Origin of the sequence: Aerosakkonema funiforme FACHB-1375 (genome assembly GCF_014696265.1) — a bacterium.
In the GTDB taxonomy this organism is placed as follows: domain Bacteria; phylum Cyanobacteriota; class Cyanobacteriia; order Cyanobacteriales; family Aerosakkonemataceae; genus Aerosakkonema; species Aerosakkonema funiforme_A.
Map to the genome: position 1 here is coordinate 1 of NZ_JACJPW010000142.1, position 18,591 is coordinate 18,591.

The 18,591-nt window shown below is 44.5% G+C and carries 14 protein-coding genes; 7 read left to right on the forward strand and 7 right to left on the reverse strand.

Translation table 11 applies throughout. The features are described 5' to 3' along the window. Positions 1-14 precede the first annotated feature (14 nt). The gene (locus H6G03_RS33050; RefSeq protein ID WP_190474399.1) at positions 15-1,367 is read right to left on the reverse strand and encodes a P-loop NTPase fold protein; all 1,353 of its coding nucleotides are present in this window, start codon (positions 1,365-1,367) and stop codon (positions 15-17) included. Positions 1,368-1,767: 400 nt separating this feature from the next. Here H6G03_RS33050 and H6G03_RS33055 point away from each other — a divergent pair, with 400 nt between their 5' ends. Continuing rightward, on the forward strand, positions 1,768-3,534 hold the full coding sequence (locus H6G03_RS33055; RefSeq protein ID WP_456057597.1) for an ATP-binding protein: 1,767 nt from the start codon (positions 1,768-1,770) through the stop codon (positions 3,532-3,534). Here H6G03_RS33055 and H6G03_RS33060 read toward each other — a convergent pair. Further along, entirely contained in the window at positions 3,531-4,262 is a 732-nt protein-coding gene (locus tag H6G03_RS33060; RefSeq protein WP_190474403.1) for an SIMPL domain-containing protein, read from the reverse strand. The genes H6G03_RS33055 and H6G03_RS33060 overlap by 4 nt on opposite strands. A 170-nt stretch (positions 4,263-4,432) precedes the next feature. Here H6G03_RS33060 and pcrA point away from each other — a divergent pair, with 170 nt between their 5' ends. From pcrA to H6G03_RS33075, 3 genes are all read left to right on the forward strand, one after another. Further along, complete coding sequence (gene pcrA, locus H6G03_RS33065) at positions 4,433-6,793, forward strand: DNA helicase PcrA (RefSeq protein WP_190474405.1); 2,361 nt, start codon at positions 4,433-4,435, stop codon at positions 6,791-6,793. Between the two features lie 223 nt (positions 6,794-7,016). Continuing rightward, positions 7,017-8,615 (forward strand): alkaline phosphatase D family protein, encoded by a 1,599-nt coding sequence (locus H6G03_RS33070; RefSeq protein ID WP_190474407.1) that lies wholly within the window; start codon positions 7,017-7,019, stop codon positions 8,613-8,615. 133 nt (positions 8,616-8,748) lie between these two features. Continuing rightward, complete coding sequence (locus H6G03_RS33075) at positions 8,749-8,973, forward strand: DUF4327 family protein (protein WP_190474410.1); 225 nt, start codon at positions 8,749-8,751, stop codon at positions 8,971-8,973. Positions 8,974-9,391: 418 nt separating this feature from the next. Here H6G03_RS33075 and H6G03_RS33080 read toward each other — a convergent pair whose 3' ends face one another. Next, positions 9,392-10,684 carry an FGGY-family carbohydrate kinase gene (locus tag H6G03_RS33080; protein ID WP_190474412.1) on the reverse strand — a complete coding sequence of 431 codons (1,293 nt, stop codon included), beginning with the start codon at positions 10,682-10,684 and terminating at the stop codon, positions 9,392-9,394. A 57-nt stretch (positions 10,685-10,741) separates the two neighbouring features. Here H6G03_RS33080 and H6G03_RS33085 point away from each other — a divergent pair, with 57 nt between their 5' ends. The 3 genes from H6G03_RS33085 to H6G03_RS33095 all read left to right on the forward strand — a co-directional run bounded on the left by H6G03_RS33085 (position 10,742) and on the right by H6G03_RS33095 (position 14,611). Then, positions 10,742-11,896, forward strand: a complete 1,155-nt coding sequence (locus H6G03_RS33085; RefSeq protein WP_190474414.1) for a DUF3419 family protein — start codon at positions 10,742-10,744, stop codon at positions 11,894-11,896. An 86-nt stretch (positions 11,897-11,982) separates the two neighbouring features. After that, positions 11,983-12,924: a GNAT family N-acetyltransferase gene (locus H6G03_RS33090; protein ID WP_190474416.1), complete on the forward strand. Its 942-nt coding sequence runs from the start codon at positions 11,983-11,985 to the stop codon at positions 12,922-12,924. A 52-nt stretch (positions 12,925-12,976) separates the two neighbouring features. Beyond that, the gene (locus H6G03_RS33095; RefSeq protein ID WP_190474418.1) at positions 12,977-14,611 is read left to right on the forward strand and encodes an AMP-binding protein; all 1,635 of its coding nucleotides are present in this window, start codon (positions 12,977-12,979) and stop codon (positions 14,609-14,611) included. Positions 14,612-14,693: 82 nt separating this feature from the next. Here H6G03_RS33095 and H6G03_RS33100 read toward each other — a convergent pair whose 3' ends face one another. From H6G03_RS33100 to acsF, 4 genes are all read right to left on the reverse strand, one after another. Then, a complete protein-coding gene (locus H6G03_RS33100; protein ID WP_190474420.1) occupies positions 14,694-15,251 on the reverse strand; it encodes a hypothetical protein in 558 nt (185 codons plus the stop codon). Positions 15,252-15,501: 250 nt separating this feature from the next. Continuing rightward, a complete protein-coding gene (locus tag H6G03_RS33105) occupies positions 15,502-16,065 on the reverse strand; it encodes a Uma2 family endonuclease (RefSeq protein WP_190474422.1) in 564 nt (187 codons plus the stop codon). An 83-nt stretch (positions 16,066-16,148) separates the two neighbouring features. Further along, entirely contained in the window at positions 16,149-16,892 is a 744-nt protein-coding gene (locus H6G03_RS33110; protein WP_199315604.1) for a hypothetical protein, read from the reverse strand. A 257-nt stretch (positions 16,893-17,149) separates the two neighbouring features. Next, positions 17,150-18,226 (reverse strand): magnesium-protoporphyrin IX monomethyl ester (oxidative) cyclase, encoded by a 1,077-nt coding sequence (acsF, locus tag H6G03_RS33115; RefSeq protein WP_190474424.1) that lies wholly within the window; start codon positions 18,224-18,226, stop codon positions 17,150-17,152. Positions 18,227-18,591 lie beyond the last annotated feature (365 nt).

Sequence of the window (18,591 nt, forward strand, 5' to 3'; positions counted from 1 at the left end):
CTAACCCCTATCCCCTAACCCCTCTCTTCCAACTCTCTCGCTTCTGCCACAATGGGATTGATATCAAACCACGATTCGCCATCATCGTGATATTCAAAGACAAATCGACTGCGGATCAACTTTTGGTATCCATCATCATCGGTAACTCTTTTGCGTTGTCTCACCTGTCGCAATAATTCCCATTCTGCATCGGAAATTGGCATAGTCATATTATTGCGACGAGAACGAATCACTGCTTCTAGATTTGTACGCGAGAGGGGAAATTGCCTTTCCTTCTTGATCCACTCGTTCAGCAATCGCAACAAGTCTCGCACATGACCGCCACTAACGCGACACAAACGGTCTAAAGTTTCGCGACTGTCAAAAACTTCGGTAATGGCGTCGAGGCGTTCTGACTCGGTTTTGTCTGGAAATGCCCTCGCCATCACCATTTGTCGCAGCAATGCCATTCCTTCTTCGCATTCGCTACCATCTCTTAATTGTACCGGCACCATCGGCAAAACTTTCGGTTCGTCAAATCGCTGGGTCAGATTCCCGTAGTCGTTGGAGAATTTGAGGGCTAGCGGCATAGTATAAAGTACGTGACAGTGCAGCTTACTTAAATACTCACCCTGATCCACAAATATATATTCTTGTTGCGGACGACCCCACGACTTCTGGCGACTGTCGAGGCGATCGAGATTATCGACAATTGCCACTAATCCTTTTTTACCTTGCTGTTTCAGTTTTGCGATCGCAGGTTCTAACAATTCTCGATTAATTGCTTCCAACAAGGGAACTTTCTGTGGGCCCAAATACTGATTCAGTTTTTCCCGCAGGGTGGGGTCGCTTTTTACTTTACTGGTAATTTCGCCAATACCAAAGGCGAGAGTGAACTTTTCCCCTTCCGAACTCACCCCCACATCGTTACCCGCCAGTTTAAATTTCAGTCCCGTCACATCGGAGGTTAACACCCGCGCCGCACCTTGCAGCAACTCCTTGAATTTTTTAGGTTCCGCCAGTTCCAGCTGTTCCAGACTTTGGCTGATGCGACGTGCGATCGCTAACATGATATCGCTGATATCGACATCCGTCATTTCCAAGTCGTCACTGGATTCAAAATATACTACGTGGTAACCTTCATCCTCCAATTCTGCTTTCAACCGCAATAATTCTGTAGACTTGCCACAACCAATATGCCCGGTAAATAAAATACAAGTACGATCGTCAGTTGCAAAATACGTGATGTTATACTTCAGTTCATCAATAATTTTGCCCCCTCGAACTGAGGCAAAATCTATGTAACACTTTTCGTCTTCGGGATTTTTGATATTTAAAGTTCTCGCCGGGTTGGTCGCCTGAAAAAATGTCCGTAAATCTAAACCCATACTCCTCCTTTGGTTAGCTTTAATACTAATTACTTCAGTATATTGCACTCGTTCAGCAACTGGGTTTCTTACATCTGTCCTTAGCTAGAAGCTTACATGGGTGAGAAGTTCTAGCCTATTTCTTTAGCCTTATCGATCGAGATGCAAGATATAAAATTATGTTTTTCCCGAACTCCGACCCGGAACATAGACTTTTGAGGGGATCTCAGTTTGAGTGGACTGGTGCTGTTAGGCAAAAATCACTCTGGCGGAGGATGGGGAATAAATCTAAAGCAATTGGATACCGAGCTAGGTGTTGTGATATTACAGTACTAATGCTGAGTTTAAATTGGCAGTTGAGGTAGTTCGATTTACAAGAGTGAGACATCTTTTTTCGCGGGAGGACAAGGAATTTATGGTGGTGCAACTCGAAAAATTAACGGCTTCTGACAAAAATATAGAAAGCGAAAAAGTTTTAACTGCTCAGGTTTATAGCAAGTTGTTAAAACCGGAATTTCTCTCCCGTTGGAAACGAAAAGCGAGTGACTGGCGCTTCCAGCAAAAAATCGGTCAGGGGTATTTTTTAGCGATTGCAATTGCCTTTTTTGGCTCATTTAGCGGACTGGTAATGGCAGACTATTACCAGGGAAAAGAAATAAAGCAACTAGCTGACGATCGGGCGCAATCGCAACTTTTGAGTGAATTCAAAGAGGCGACAATAAAGACGGAATTGCAGACTTCGCGATTAGCTAGTGTATTGGAGTCGGATTTAGGACGATTGCAAACAGAAAAAACCCGCTTTCGCGAAGCTATGGCCCAAAGCAAGAAATTGCGGGATAAAATTGCACGCTATGTTGAAAGCAATCCCTCTCGGTCAGCCGCAGATCCCGCGACGATGAAGGCTTTATTGCAGGCTTACGGAACAAAGTTAGAATCCTACAGACAAACTACCGAGTCAATTTTGCAGCAGCTCGATCGCTTGCCATTATCGCCAGAGGCGGTAAAATCGCTACACAAGCAGCTAGAGAAGATGGTGGTAGGGCCAGAAGCGATCGGCTGGGAACGCCTGCGCGGGGAATTGACAAACATCCTTCAAATCGCTCGCGATCGCGAACGACAAGGGGAAATGGCCATAGAAGATGCACAACGACTGCAAAAACAGATTATTATCCTGAGTATGCTGCTATCGGTAGCGATCGCCTCAATTGTGGCATACCGTAGCAGTCGTGCGATCGCCAAACCGGTCGTCAGTGTAACAGAAGTAGCCGAGCAAGTGGCGAGAGAGTCTAATTTCGACTTGCGAGTTCCCGTAACTACAAAAGATGAAATCGGCTCATTAGCAATTTCTTTCAATCATTTGATCGAACGGGTAGCCGATCGCACCAAAGAACTGGAAATAGCTAAAGAATTAGCTGAAGCTTCTAACAAAGCTAAAAGCCAGTTTATCGCCAATATGAGTCACGAGTTGCGGACACCGTTAAATGCGATCGTAGGCTTGAGCCAACTGCTCAAAGAAGACGCCCAAGAACTCAATTTAGACGAGGCAGAATTTGTCAGCGATCTCCAATCAATCAACTCAGCCGGCAAACATTTGCTGGCATTGATTAACGACATTCTCGACTTGTCGAAAATTGAAGCGGGAAAAATGACTCTCTACCCGGAGACATTTGCGCTCAAGAATATCGTTAATAACGTTGTCACTACAGTTAAGCCCTTGGTGGAAAAAAATGTCAATGTCTTAGAGATTATTTGCGACGAAGACCTGGGCATCATGTACGCCGACCAAACTAAAGTGCAGCAGATCTTGTTCAATCTGCTCAGCAACGCTGCCAAATTTACGGTACACGGTAAAGTAAAGCTGACAGTTACCCGCGAATCGCATAATTATAAAGATCCCAAATCTTCTGAGTGGATTTGCTTTCGGGTGCAAGACACAGGCATTGGCATATCTTACGAACAACAGCAACGTTTATTTCAACCCTTCACCCAAGCAGACGCCTCGACTACGAAAAAGTATGGCGGTACTGGATTGGGATTGGCAATTTGCCGCCACTTCTGTCAAATGATGGGTGGTGAAATTTTTGTAGAAAGTAAGGTCGGACAAGGTTCTACTTTCACTGTTTGCTTACCTGTGGGTATTGTTGATGAAAGTTTGCCAGCTTCCTGCACCGCCAACTTAGCCAATTAGTAGCTAATTTGCAGAGTTACAAAAGCTTGTACCTGTCGCTCTCCTCCTATGACTGGGGTGACGGCAATATTAGCTGAACGTGCTGCAAAATCGGCATTGACTGGTGGCGGTAAAAATCTGTCTGAGTCGATTTGAATGTTGATAATATCCCGGCGAGTGAAATTCAAAGCACCCAAAGCTGCTTCTGCTTGCTTTTGACCATCCTGAATGGCGTTGCGGATAGCTTGTTGTCGAGCAGTTGCAATGGTATCATCGGCGGCGACAAAATTAATCTCGTTAATTCGAGTCGCTCCCGCTTGGACTGCTTCATCGAGTAGTCTACCGGATAATTCGGTATTAATGCGAAAGCTGACAATATTGCTGCCTATATATCCGGTGAAGCGTTGCACTCCGTCGCGATCGGAGCTATAGGTGGGATTGAGGGTAATGCTGGTGGTTTGTAATTTTTCGACATTGCGCGATCGCAATAGCGTTACAATGGCAGACGATCGTCTCGCCAACTCCTGTTGTACTTCACCTGCGGTTTTCCCCTGCACCTCAACACCCAGGCTCACCTGAGTTATTGTTGTAGGGATAGTTACCGTTCCCTGACCCGTTACGGTGAGAATTCTGGGTTTTGGTTGCTCTTGCGCCAAAACTGGGTCGATAACCATACCCAAAGCTAAAGATAAAGCTATAAAATAGCTCCACATATTAAACTGAGAACGAAACCGCAACATTTGAGGCATAATTTTGTACAGAGTAAACCCAATCTAAAATGCCTAAATTAATTAATACCATCACTTTCCACTAGAGCTTAACTCTTTCTGAGTTGCTAAGCTTTTCTTCAAATCAGAACATTTTTATTTGTTTCCCCCTCTGCCCCTAACCCCTAGCCCCGACGCCCTAGCCCCTGCACATGACCACAACAACCACCGACTTTCTCAGCCATCTCAACCCCTCTCAACGTCGCACCGTCGAACATTTTTGCGGCCCATTGCTTGTTGTGGCTGGGGCTGGTTCCGGCAAAACGCGAGCGCTGACATATCGAGTTGCCAATCTCATCCTAAAACACAAAGTCGATCCGGAAAATATCTTGGCTGTCACTTTTACCAATAAGGCGGCGCGGGAGATGAAAGAACGGATTGAAAAGTTATTCGCCGTACAGATAGCTGAAAGAGAGACTGGTAAATCGTTTGAGTCGCTTTCGGGAGAAGAACAGACGAGATGGCGATCGCAAGTTTACAAAACTTACATCAAACCCTTGTGGGTTGGCACTTTCCACAGTCTTTGCGCTCGCATTCTCAGATACGATATCGAAAAATACCAAGACGAAAAAGGACGCAAGTGGAATCGCAACTTTTCTATCTTTGACGAATCCGATGTCAAAATCTTGATTAAAGAAATTGTCGTCAAACAACTCAACTTGGACGATAAGAAATTCGATCCGAACTCGGTTCGCTACGCCATCAGCAACGCCAAAAACCAAGGCTTATCACCCCAAGAATACGAGCGAGATCAGGCGAACTTTCGCGGTAGAGTGATAGCCCAAGTTTACAGCATCTACCAAGATAAACTCGCCGAAAATAACGCCCTCGATTTTGATGACCTCATCTCGGTTCCCGTCCATCTGTTTGAACAAAACGAGACAGTCTTGGGTTACTGGCATCGCAGATTTCAACATATTCTAGTCGATGAATATCAGGACACCAATCGCACCCAATACGACTTGATTCGTCTCTTGGTAACTAACGGCGAAAACCCCAAAAAATTCAATAATTGGCAAAATCGTTCTGTGTTCGTCGTTGGCGATGTTGACCAAGCGATTTACTCGTTCCGCATGGCAGACTTCCGGATTTTGTTGGAATTTCAAGAAGACTTTGGCGATGGTTTGGCAGATGAAGACACGCGCACGATGGTGAAGCTGGAAGAAAATTATCGTTCGAGGGAAAACATCCTGCAAGCGGCGAATCAGCTAATTGAAAATAACACCCAACGCATCGATAAAATTTTGCGTCCTACACGCGGACATGGAGAACCGATTTACCTTCATCGCGCTGAGGACGAACTCGACGAAGCTGAGTTTGCCGTGCAGCAAATTCGCCAACTAGAACGCCAGCACGATGAATTAAACTTGGGTAGTTTCGCGATTCTTTATCGCACAAATGCCCAATCTCGACCGTTTGAAGATGCCTTGCTGCGCTGGGGTATTCCCTACACAATGGTTGGCGGTTTGAGGTTTTACGATCGCAAAGAAATCAAAGACGCAATGGCATATTTGCGGTTAATTGTCAACCCAGCCGATACAGTTAGTTTGGTGCGCGTAATTAACACACCCCGACGCGGTATTGGTAAAACCACAATAGACGCACTACTCAATGCCGCACAGGAATTAGGTGTGCCTTTGTGGGAAATTATCAGCGACGAAACATCGGTAAGTACATTAGCCGGACGTGCAGCCAAACAAATTAACAGCTTTGTGCAGCTAATTCAGAAATGGCAGCAGCAAATGGAAGTACAGACGGCATCGCAAATCGTGCAGGGAATTATGGAAGATTCCGGTTATATTGACGATTTGAAAAAGCAAGGCACCGATGAAGCGCAGGACAGATTGCAAAACGTCTTTGAATTGTTTAACGCCGTGCTGCAATTTGAAGAAGAAAATCAGGACGCCAATCTGGAAAGTTTCTTAGCAAATGCTTCGTTAGCATCAGATTTAGATAATGTGAAAGAAGGACAAAAAGCAGTTTCTTTGATGACGCTGCACTCTGCCAAAGGGTTAGAATTTCCAGTCGTATTTTTGGTAGGATTGGAACAGGGATTGTTGCCGCACTTCCGCAGTTTGGACGATCCGGCAACACTGGAAGAAGAGCGACGTTTGTGTTATGTTGGCATCACTCGCGCCCAAGAGAGATTATATCTGAGTCACGCACAAGAACGGCGCTTATGGGGCGATCGCGCACCCGCGATCAAATCGCAATTTTTGGAAGAATTGCCGGTTGAGTTATTAAGTGGTAAAGTCGGAGCGACGATTCGCAGCGGCAGTACGGTTGCAGCTACCAGATTGCAGCGACAGAAGATTGCGGAAGAAAGCGATCGCACCTCTGCAACTCAGGTGCAAGATTGGAAAGTAGGCGATCGCATCGTTCACAAATCCTTCGGTATCGGTCAAATCACCCATATTTTAGGTTCCGGAGAAAAAATGACTGTCGCCGTTAATTTTCCTGGCGTCGGGCGAAAAATAGTCGATCCGAGAATAGCCAAACTGCAAAAAGTATAGCAAAAGTCACGCGATTTTGGATTTTGGATTTTGGATTGACCCCGACCACTCTGGGTAGGGGCTTGAAGATTTACGATTTACGATTTTAGATTTATTCCACGCCACTTGCGGGTGGGGCATGAACCCAAAATTTCTTTTAATCCAAAATCCAAAATCCAAAATCTAAAATTTCTAGTCAAAAGTCAAAAGTCAAAACAAAAAGCGTTCTGGGGAAAACGCGATCGTGCAAAACAAACCTTCACAGCGGTTAAGTCGCCGCCAATTCCTGCTAAATTCAGCACTTACAGCTGGCGGTATCGTCGCCGGCAACACATTTTCCAAATCCGGATTAGCACAAGCGTCCGGTATCGTCACATCGGAAAAAATGCGTCCCCAAATCCCCCACGGTGTCGCCAGCGGCGATATCAGCGGTAACAGCGCCACGATTTGGAGTAAATGCGATCGACCCGCACGCATGATAGTCGAATATTCCACCAACGAATCTTTCCGCAACGCGCAAAGAATTGTCGGATCGGCTGCTTTGGAAAACACCGATTACACAGCGCGACTTTACCTTGACGATTTACCCACAAATCAACAAATATTCTATCGCGTTCTATTTGAAGATTTAGCTTATCCAAACACCTACAGCGCCCCCGTTCCCGGCACTTTTCGCACCCCACCAACAGGTAATCGCGATATCTTTTTCGCTTGGTCTGGTTGCAGTGTCGGTCAAGGTTGGGGTATAAATCCAGATTGGGGCGGTATCAAAATATATGAAACTATTAGAAAGCTGAATCCAGACTTTTTTATTCACTCCGGTGATAACGTCTACAGCGATAACCCCATCCTATCGGAAGTAAAACTAGATAACGGCAAAATCTGGAAAAACATCACCACACTAGAAAAGTCAAAAGTTTCGGAAACTTTAGCCGAGTTTCGCGGGAATTACATCTATAACTTATTGGACGAAAACGTGCGCCGCTTCAACGCACAAGTGCCGTTGTTGGTGCAGTGGGATGACCACGAAACGCGCAACAACTGGTATCCGGGACAGATGCTTAATGAGGACGATCGCTATCAACTGGTGAAAAGCTGCGATCTCTTATCTGCAAGGGCGAAACGAGCATTCTTTGAGTATCTGCCAATTCGCTACGATGCCAACGATCCAGAGCGAATTTACCGCGCTTTTAATTATGGATCGAACTTGGATATTTTTATGCTCGACGAACGCAGTTATCGCGGGCAAAATACAGCCAATCGTCAACAGGTAGCCAGTGCAGAAACAGCATTTTTAGGTAGTACGCAAGTACGTTGGCTAAAAAATAAATTACTTGCCTCCAAAGCCACTTGGAAAGTAATAGCTAGCGATATGCCAATTGGCATTATCGTTCGCGACGGTCAAACCGCTTTTGAAAACTTCGCCAATGGTGATGGCCCCCCATTGGGACGCGAATTAGAAATTGCCGACTTGTTGCGTTTTATCAAACAAAATAATATCAAAAATATAGTTTGGCTCACATCAGATTTGCATTATTGTGTAGCCAGCTATTACGACCCATCAAAAGCTCAGTTTGCTGACTTCAAACCTTTCTGGGAGTTTGCTGCTGGGCCACTGCACGGCGGCACTTATGGGCCACAACCAATTGACAACACCTTTGGCCCCCAAGTGAAATACGAAAGTGCCCCAGCCGGGATGAAACAAAATCTTCCTCCTTTAGAGGGATTGCTATTTTTTGGCACTGTAAAAATAGACAGCGGTACGCAAAGAATGACTGTTGCTTTTATCGACGTAGAAGGGAAAATAGTTTACCGCGTTGAGTTGCAGCCAGAGTCTGACTGATTTTTACGGTAGATTTCAATATTTTACTTTTTTTATCTTTTTTGAGATGGACTGAGTTAACGTCTCCGGAAAAGACGATCATGGAAACATAATCGAAATTTCTATTTAGCAAAAAACTGGGTGGAGCAAGGCAATGATTACTTCTAGCGTTCATTACTCGATAGACGTTATTAAAGACGAAGCTCGCGAACTTGTACACAAAGGACTTGTTAGCCGTCAGCAACCTATCTATGCGCTTTGTCAGTACATTAGACCGGGTGAATGGCAATGCGTTGAGTTCGAGTTAGAGGATAGAGGCTTTTTACTAAGGGATCGCATTTGCGATTTGGTGGGTTGCGAAAAATGGAACGATGATTAATATCGCTTCTGTTCGCTTTTGGGTTATCCGGTTTTCGTGGTAATCATAAGAACTTATTTAATCGTAGGGTGAGAGATTGTATGGGCGATGTGTTCAACACTTTCAACCAATAATTAAGTTCCCGTGCTGTAACCCACTATTTCACTACTTGTAACATAGACTCAGATCTTGCACCTGAGCTAAAAACCGGGTTTCTTGCAAATAGCTAAACCTGAAAGCCTAGATTTTTCGTAAAGCAACCCGGTTTTTCAGGTCTTGAATTACCCCTACAGTCATAGCGTTTGATATTGTGTCCGGTTGCATCGGTAGTATATGAGTGATGCTCTCATATTGTCTGTTGGAATTGAGGGTTAAATTTTTACCGCAGATGTAGGCAGATAAACGCAGATAAACGCAGATAAGAGAGAGGTTTTCATCATCAATTTGAAACTCCTCGCATCGCCAATAGTGCTGTACCGTAAGCAGCGGCTGTGTTTACTGGTGGTAAGATAGGTACTTGTAAGTAACGGTGGCGAATTTTTGTCCAAGTGGGATTTTTCGCACCGCCGCCAGCTGTGTAAACGCGAGTTAAAGGAGTTGCACCAAATTGTTGCAATAACTGATAACCGCGTGTTTCAATGCGGGCGATACTTGCCAATAAACCGTGCAGAAATTCGACTGGATTTTCGGGACGCGGTTCGAGTCTTGGCGGTAAGTTGGGGTCGTTGATGGGGAAGCGATCGCCTGCTTTCAATAAAGGATAATAATCAAGTAAACTCTCTTTTTTTGCATCTATCTCGCGGCTGAGATTTTCTAATTCAGTATCGGTAAAAAATTGCCGCAATACCGCGCCTCCAGTGTTAGAAGCACCGCCAACTAACCATAAATTTCCTAACCTATGACTGTAAATTCCATATTTTGCATCATCTACGCGAGTGCTACTCAATAGCTTGATTACCAAAGTAGAACCTAAAGATGTACTAGCTTCACCGGGAGATGTCGCACCGCTGGCGAGAAATGCCGCGATACTATCAGTTGTCCCCGCACAAACTACACAATTTCGTTTTAAACCCAAATTATTAGCTATTTCGGTTGTTACTTCACAAATAGGAGTTCCCGGCGCGATGACTGAGGGTAATTGAATCGATATTTCCAGATTTTCTAGCCATTTGGGATAACAAAGTTGCTCGACATCGTAACCGAGTTTCAAAGCATTGTGATAGTCTGTTATTCCCAATCTTCTATGTAAGAGAAATGCCAACCAATCTGCTTGATGGAGAAAATATTTCGCATTTGCAAACACAGGTTGCTGAGTCCACCACAAGAGTTTTGCCAGTGAGGAAGTCGCACTGATTACTGTATGATTTGGCGGTGCAATTTCTCTCACCTTATCCATCACTTCTATACCCCGCGCATCGTTATATAAAATCGGTTCATCGATTGGATTTCCAGCAGTATCGCACAGCAACACAGTGGAAGAAGTGCCGTTGATGGAAATAGCTTTGATTTGCGATCGCACTTGTGAGGGAATCTCTTGGATGAGAAAGAATAAAGCTTGCTGCCAAATTTTTGCTAAATTATCTTGTGGCGCAGAATTATCTTGTGGCGCAGGCGTCCCCGCCTGCGACTCATCAAAAGCATATTGCGTTTCAGATTGGATAATTCCTTCTCGGTTAATTGCGATCGCGCGTGCGCCAGATGTACCGAAATCGATGCCCAGGTAAAGTTCCATAAGTGCCTAATAAATTTCTTCAACTATGATACAATTTGACTGTTATACTAATTACCAATGCCTAGTGAAATTGCGCTTGCTGCAAATTTTTCGGAAATCCGTTACGCCCAATGTTGGGAAGATGCCGATATTCTGCTATCTGCACTCGATATCCAAGCAGATTCTGTTTGTTTGTCGATCGCATCTGGTGGAGACAACACACTGGCGATGCTGAGTCGCAGTCCAAAACGAGTCATTGCTGTAGATTTGAGTCCAGCACAAATTGCTTGTTTGGAATTGCGAGTCGCAGCTTATCGCGAATTAACTCATCCAGAATTATTGGTGTTGATGGGGTCAAGGAATGACTTAGAAGAACCAAAAGAAAAGATATCTTTTTCTCCAACTTTTAACCTGCAAATCTCCAAAATCAGAACTCATCTGTACCGCCGCTGTCGATCGCACCTATCGCCAAACGTGCGCGAGTTTTGGGACGATCGTCTGAGTGCGATCGCTTCTGGTATCGGCGCATCTGGAAAATTTGAGCGATATTTGGCGCTGTTTCGCCGCTACATTCTACCCTTAATTCACAATCGAGACGATCTGATCGGTTTCCTTCAACTAGATACCCCCGAAGAACGACATATTTTTTACGAAAATCGTTGGAATAATTGGCGATGGCAGCTTTTATTTCGAGTTTTCTTCTCCCAGTTTGTGTTGGGACGATTGGGAACCGACCCCAGTTTTTTGAAGTATGCTAACATTAGTTTAGCAGAGCATCTCTTGGCACGCATCCGCCATGCTTTGATAACCCTCAATCCGGCGGAAAATCCCTATTTACACTGGACGATCTTCGGGCAGCATTTGCACGTACTTCCCTACGCTTTGCGTCCAGAAAATTTCGATTCAATCCGGACTAACCTCGATCGTTTGGAGTGGCGATGTACTGCTATTGAAGATTTTTTAGGTAATTGGGATGAAGATGTTATCGATCGCTTTAATTTGAGTAATATTTTTGAGTTTATGTCTTTGGATAACTACCGCGATTTGCTGAGACAAATAATGCGAGTTGGACGGCGCAAGGGAAGATTGGTATATTGGAATCGGTTAGTAGAACGTCGTCGCCCCGAATCGATGGCTGACTGCTTGCGATCGTTATCCAGTTTGGCTGAAGAATTATATCAAAAAGATAAAGTTTTCTTCTATAGAGACTTGATAGTAGAAGAAATTATTTAATCGAATTGGATGACTGGTGATGGGTGCAACTCAAAACTCCGACTTCTTGAAGAGTTCGGGGTGTTCAATTCCAGTAAAAAAGACAAATGAACAAAGAACAATTACTAATTAGCAACGATCGATTACCTACACCCGCTGATGCCCATTGGGTTTTAATTAGAAATGATAACAATATAGTAGGACGTTGTTCTCTGTGGTGGGAAAATACTCCACCTTACTTTAATCATCGCTTAGGATTAATCGGTCATTATACAGTTGAAGATGCCGCAGCAGCAGCTCGAATTCTGCAACACGCCTGCGAACAATTAGCCGCGTTTGGTTGTACAATGGTAGTTGCTCCCGTTGATGGCAATACTTGGCAAAGCTATCGACTCTTAACAGAACGAGGCGAACAACCGACTTTCTTTTTAGAACCTCATAATCCCGATGATTGGCATTGTCATTTTTTAGACCGAGGTTTTACAGCGCTGGCTCACTATACATCGGCTTTGAATACTAATTTAACTTATATCGACTCGCGTTTAGAGAGAGTGGCTGCGCGTTTGGAGGATGCAGGCGTGCAAATTCGATCGCTGAATTTGCAGCGTATGGAAGAGGAACTGCACCGCATTTATACGGTAGCGATCGCCAGCTTTCAAGGTAACTTTCTTTACACACCCGTTAAGGAAGAAGAATTTATCGCCCAGTACCTTCCCCTATTACCTTATTTAAAATCTGAGTTGATACTGATAGCAGAACACGATGGCAATCCAGTTGGCTTTTTGTTTGCCATACCCGACTGGTTGCAAGCTCAACGGGGAGAAACTATTAACACAATTATTATCAAAACCGTTGCCATTTTACCCAAACGCATCTATGCTGGACTTGGTAATTTATTAGTTGCCAAATGTCAGGCGATCGCACATCAATTAGGTTATAGTCGAGCTATTCACGCCTTGATGCACGATGCCAACCCTTCCCGCAATTTGAGCCGCCGTTACGCTCAAACTATACGCGGTTATACCCTCTTTGCCAAACAGTTAATTTAGTCAGTTGTCAGTTGTCAGTTGTTAGTTTATGGTTAATAGCCAACAATGAACAATGAACGATCGCCAACTATCCAACAACAATTATCACTTACCGACAACGAACATTGCAGCTATTTTGCACGATCGCGCTGTCAGCAGCCCTCTAGTACCAGCAATAATCGATACATATAAAAGTAGCAGTCGCATCACGAGTTTTGCCGAACTGGAACTGGCAGCCAGTCGCGCTTGTACCCTGCTGCGCCGCAGCGGTTTGCAGCCTGGAGATGCCGTGCTGGTGTTTTATCCCATGTCAGCAGAACTTTACGGGATAATGCTTGCCTTGTTCCGCCTGGGACTGGTGGCCATGTTCCTAGACCCAGGTGCTGGTAGAAAACACATAGAAAGATGTTGTAATTTACACCCACCTCAAGCATTTATCGGCAGTCCCAAAGCACACCTGTTGCGCTTGGTATCACCCGCGTTGCGTCGCATTCCGATTAAATTTGCGATCGGCTTTCCTGTTCCCGGCGCAATTTCTTTGCACAGCGGACGGCATTTACCGTTAGATCCGGAGATTGTGCGTTGCAACGCCGATACACCAGCTTTGCTCACATTTACCAGCGGTAGTACCGGACAGCCAAAAGCAGCGTTACGCACACATGGTTTTCTGATCGCTCAGTATCGCGCTTTGGCACAAACTTTGCAACCAACTCCAGAAACAATCGAACTGACTGCTTTACCTATTTTTGTGCTGGCAAATTTAGCTTCGGGGATGACAACATTAATTCCCAGAGGCGATTTGCGATTTCCGAGTGCGATCGTACCATCTCCGATAATTGCACAAATTCAAACTCACAAACCGAATCGAATATTAGCATCTCCCGCATTTTTAGAACGCTTAGCTGAATATTGCCTCAAACATCGTATTACCCTGCCTAGTATTGAGAAAATTTATAGCGGCGGTGCTGCTGTCATGCCAGGATCGATCGCACAATGGCAGCACATTTCTCCCCAAGCCGAATTCATCGTCGTCTACGGTTCCACCGAAGCCGAACCGATTGCCCACATTTCCGATCGCGACATCAAACACGAAGACATTGTTGCGACACTCAACGGACGCGGTTTGCTAGTAGGAAAACCCGTTTTTGCCATTCAATTAAAAATTATGTACCAACAATGGGGAAAACCTATTAATTCTTATTCTCGTGCCGAATTTGCCACAGCTTGCCTACCTCCCGAATCAACTGGAGAAATTGTTGTCAGCGGCAATCATGTTTTACCCAGCTATTTGCACGGACATGGCAACGAAGAAACTAAATTCAACGTAGACGGTACACCCTGGCATCGAACAGGCGACGCTGGTTATCTCGATTTGCAAGGTCGCTTGTGGTTATTAGGTCGCTGTCAAGCTTGCATCGAAGACGAATACGGTATCCTTTATCCGTTTGCCGTCGAAGCGGTAGTTCAATATTACCCCGGCATTCGTCGCGCTGCGGTTGTTTCTCATCAAGGACAGCGAATTTTAGTAATTGAATTAAACAATCGGCAAGCTCAAATTAACTTGACATCTTTGCAACAATCTCTAGCAAATTATCATATTCAAGCAATTAAGATATTTAAAAAGATTCCTGTAGACAAACGTCATAATAGTAAAATAGATTATCCAGCTTTGCACAAACTTTTGCAGGTTTCTCGATCGACTGACTGATTTTTGTAGCCTGCTATGCTTGACAAAACTAAATTTTAGGGACTTATCTACTCAGCACTCAGCACTCAGCACTTAGTATCGCTTATCCACACCTTTCCACAGATTCCACTTCCGGAACTCTACCAGACCTGAACTGAACCACGCGATTACCGTTCGTCTCGAACACAAGGCGATAATTACGTTCGGAAGCGTTTTTGGGTATAAAAGTCAAGTAGTGCCAACCGGGAGTATATTTATGGGGAGAAACTTCAATTTGCCCTCGATAAAGTGACTTAATTCGCGCTTCCGTATCCCCAATTTTTGCACCGCTTGCAGTAGTAACGCTACTATTTCTAACAATATCGACTCTGGCAATACGACCATCTGTAAGCATAAGTTCGACGCCATTTGGCCCAGAAAGCGGTTTCACATAGAAACAGCCTCGGTTATTAATTGCAGCCCCGTTTAAAGAAACTAAACGAGTTCCCGCAGCTTGCGAAGCTTGAGAAACAGTCATCCCAACTCGGATGGAACCAATACCGTTAACTAATACTTTCGATTGGTTGGATAGTCTCCCTTGCGATAAAGCGATCGACCCCGTAATTGCCACAAGTCCAACTGCTGAAACAAAGAAACTTATAAATTTGCTTGGGTTGTACATTACTAATTATCCAAAAATTGATATTTGAATTAAACGGCTAAGTTTTTTGCCAGTTGTTGCCAAACCGCACATTTCTTGTGCATTGATTGGCAAGGCGATCGCATCATACCATGTATTGCATACCTTAAATCACTTATTTTAAAATGTTACGAGATAGAAGCAGCCAAGCACTAAATAGATGCGGTAAGGCTGAAAAACCTCGAACAACACAAAGATACAGAATTTCCAGTTTCCCCATCTTGAATTTTCTCTACTCCAAAAGCCAGCTAAATAACTCTCCTACAGTTAACTGTAACTCGCTAGCAAAGGAAGGTACGGGAAGCTGCTGTTCTGGTTCGTCAAATACTTCCGGTTGTTCTCTGGGAAGATAAACAAATACTGTTTTTTCATCTGGGTCAATTAACCAACCCATTTGTGTCTCGTATTTCAAACAGTGAAGAATGTTTTTAGTTACTTTGGTCTGGCTTTGTTCCGGCGATAAAATTTCGATCGACCAATCCGGCGCTAACTGAAAAACGTTAGCAATTTCGCCATTCTCATCGCGAGGTATTCTCTCCCAAACAAACACCGACACATCCGGTACGATCGATCGTCCGCCAAAGGTACACCTCAATTCGGTAAAAGCCCGTGCAATTCGCCGAGGTTTTAGGACAGCATTGATAACAGTAACCTGTTCGGTTTGAATCGTACTGTGCTTTCCTTGGGGCATCGGTTTTTGAATTATTTGTCCGTCAATGTACTCGCTAGCGGGTTTTGTTTCTGGTAGTTTCAGAAACTCTTCCAATGTGAGGGTTGGCGATGGTATTTGTACCATTTGAACTAATTCCCAAAAAGCCAAGATAAATTTGTTACAGTTGAGTGCGATCGTCTGCTAAAGTTATCAAATTACGGTAATTTTCAAGGCATCCATTCCAACACAATCCCTACACGAGTATCCTTATCTTGCTTCGCATTTTGCCGCTGAAGATCGGTCGATACTCGAACATTGCGAGTAACTGCATAACCCGCCGAAAGGGTTGTCAAACCCACTTCTTCATTCGTACCGGGCGATACCCAACTCTGAGTTAAAGAAATATCTGCCGCACCGCCTCTAGATAAAACTAACAGTAATTTAGCGCCAACGAGCAATCCATCTGTAGTATAACTATCGGTTTCTAAATGGCGATAACCTAACACAGGCGCTACATTAATATAACCCCCTAATGGTAGAATATAGTAACGCAAATCTCCGCCGAAATTTTGTCGATCGCCATCAAAAGTCGTCTGAAAATCCCCGCTTACCGTGAAACCAGTCCTACCGATAAAAATATCCTCTACGCCAACAGTTACACCATCTCCGTTATCAGTGGCGGCAAAATCAGTATAACCGAACCGCAACCGCGTCCGAAAACTGGGGTCGTTCTTGATATCCTCCAAAACATTCGGTATCTTACGCATCCAGCGTTGCAAAACCGGACTGTTTTGTATGATTTCCGGACTTAAATCTAAATCCCTCGCATTGGGAGTAGGTGTTGTTTCTGATTGTGTCGGTGTTGTTTCTGTTTGGGCAGGTGTTGTTTCTGGTTCCGTTTGACTCCAAGCAGGTGTTATTCCCAGCGTCAAGCAACTGCTTATTAATAAAACCCAGTAATTTAATTTCATATTCAGTACAGATTTTATATTTTTAACGCAAAGGAACGCAGAGGTTTTCGCAAAGCACGCAGAGGAAGTTTTTGTCCGAGCGATTTTTTTTGGCCACTTCCATCTATGCGTCGATGCAATGCCATTAGCTTATCTTATTTTTCTGTCTTCCTGCTACTCCTCTGCGTAACTCTGCGTAAACCTTTGCGTTCCTTTGCGTTAAAAAAAAGGTTCTGCTCTTGGCAGAACCGAAGTAATCAAGGAGCAACAAATGAAAACTAACGCACAGTTCCTTCCAGATTAGTTACATCGATCGGCTTCATCAAATATAGCCGTAGCAGCTGCCAGCCATTCGACACATAGTAAGGCAACTTCTGGAAGAATTGCAGGAACTTCGGTGTCTTGGAATTGGCGATCGCAGTCAACTTCGCGTTATTCTCTACGCAGGTATCCAGACGCTGGTAAAATTCTGGGTTATTCACATCCAGAATTACCGGGAACACCCGTCCCGCCGTTTCGTTCGTCTTCTCGATCACATGGATATCGTAATCCCGCGCATTCAGACCGATCGAAGCATAGAAACCAGCCCGCTGGATATCATTGAGATACATCGTCGCAAATACCGACAGCAGGAAGAAACGACTCCACAGCTTCGCCTTCCAATCGTTCAAAGTGTCGGGTTGCGCTCTCATCATCGCATCGAAGAAGTCACCGTGACGGTTTTCATCCTGACACCAATTTTCAAAGAAGCGGAAAATTGGATAAATCCGATCTTCGGGATGAGCTTCCAAATGGCGATAAATTGTGATATAGCGCCAATAACCAATTTTCTCGGACAGGTAAGTCGCGTAGAAAATAAACTTGGGTTTGAAGTAAGTGTAGTTTTTACTCTTGGTCAAAAATCCCAAGTCTAGGGAAAGATGGAAATCTGATAATGCTTTATTCAAGAAGCCAGAATGACGCGCCTCATCTCGCGACATCAAGTTAAAGCATTCTGCTAGGAGTGGGTTTTTATCTTTCAACCGCCGTCCCAATTCTTTATAAAGCAGGAAACCTGAAAATTCTGCCGTGCAAGAACGTTCTAAGAATTCCACGAACAACCGGCGCGTTTCCCCATCAATACTATCCCAGGATTGTTCAAACTCCGCATCCCGGACAAAGTGATGGCGGTTGTAGTCGGCGCGGAACTCTTCCAGAATTGCTCTGAGCTCGTCTTCGTTTGGCGAGATATCCATCTTTGCCATTGCGTCAAAGTCGGTGGTGTAAAACCGAGGCGTCAGGATGGTTTCCTTCGCCGGAACCTTAATTCCGGGCCTTAATTCTTCAAAGCTGGGTTTTTTGAGGGAATCTACCATAATGTTCTTTTGCTCTCTTTTCAGGGGCTAGGGCGTCGAAAAGTCAAAAGTCAAAAGTCAAAAGACTCTTGGGTTAGGGCGTCGGACGTCGGGCGTCAAGAGATATTCTTCCTGCTCCTACCTCTGCACCTTTACACCTCTACACTTCTGCACTTCTGCGCTTCTGCTTCCCAGTTCCTTTTACTGGCTGCGTTCCAGTCTACCAAGCTTAGGGTAAGTAGAAGCTAAGTATTTAGTTAAAACTTGCAACGTAATGTTAAGAAATTTAAAAGACATCTCCAAAAATTGCCAAAGCCTTTATAATATTGGTTTTTGACTGCCTGCCCCCTAAAGGGCAGGCAGTCAAAAACCAACGGTTACATAGG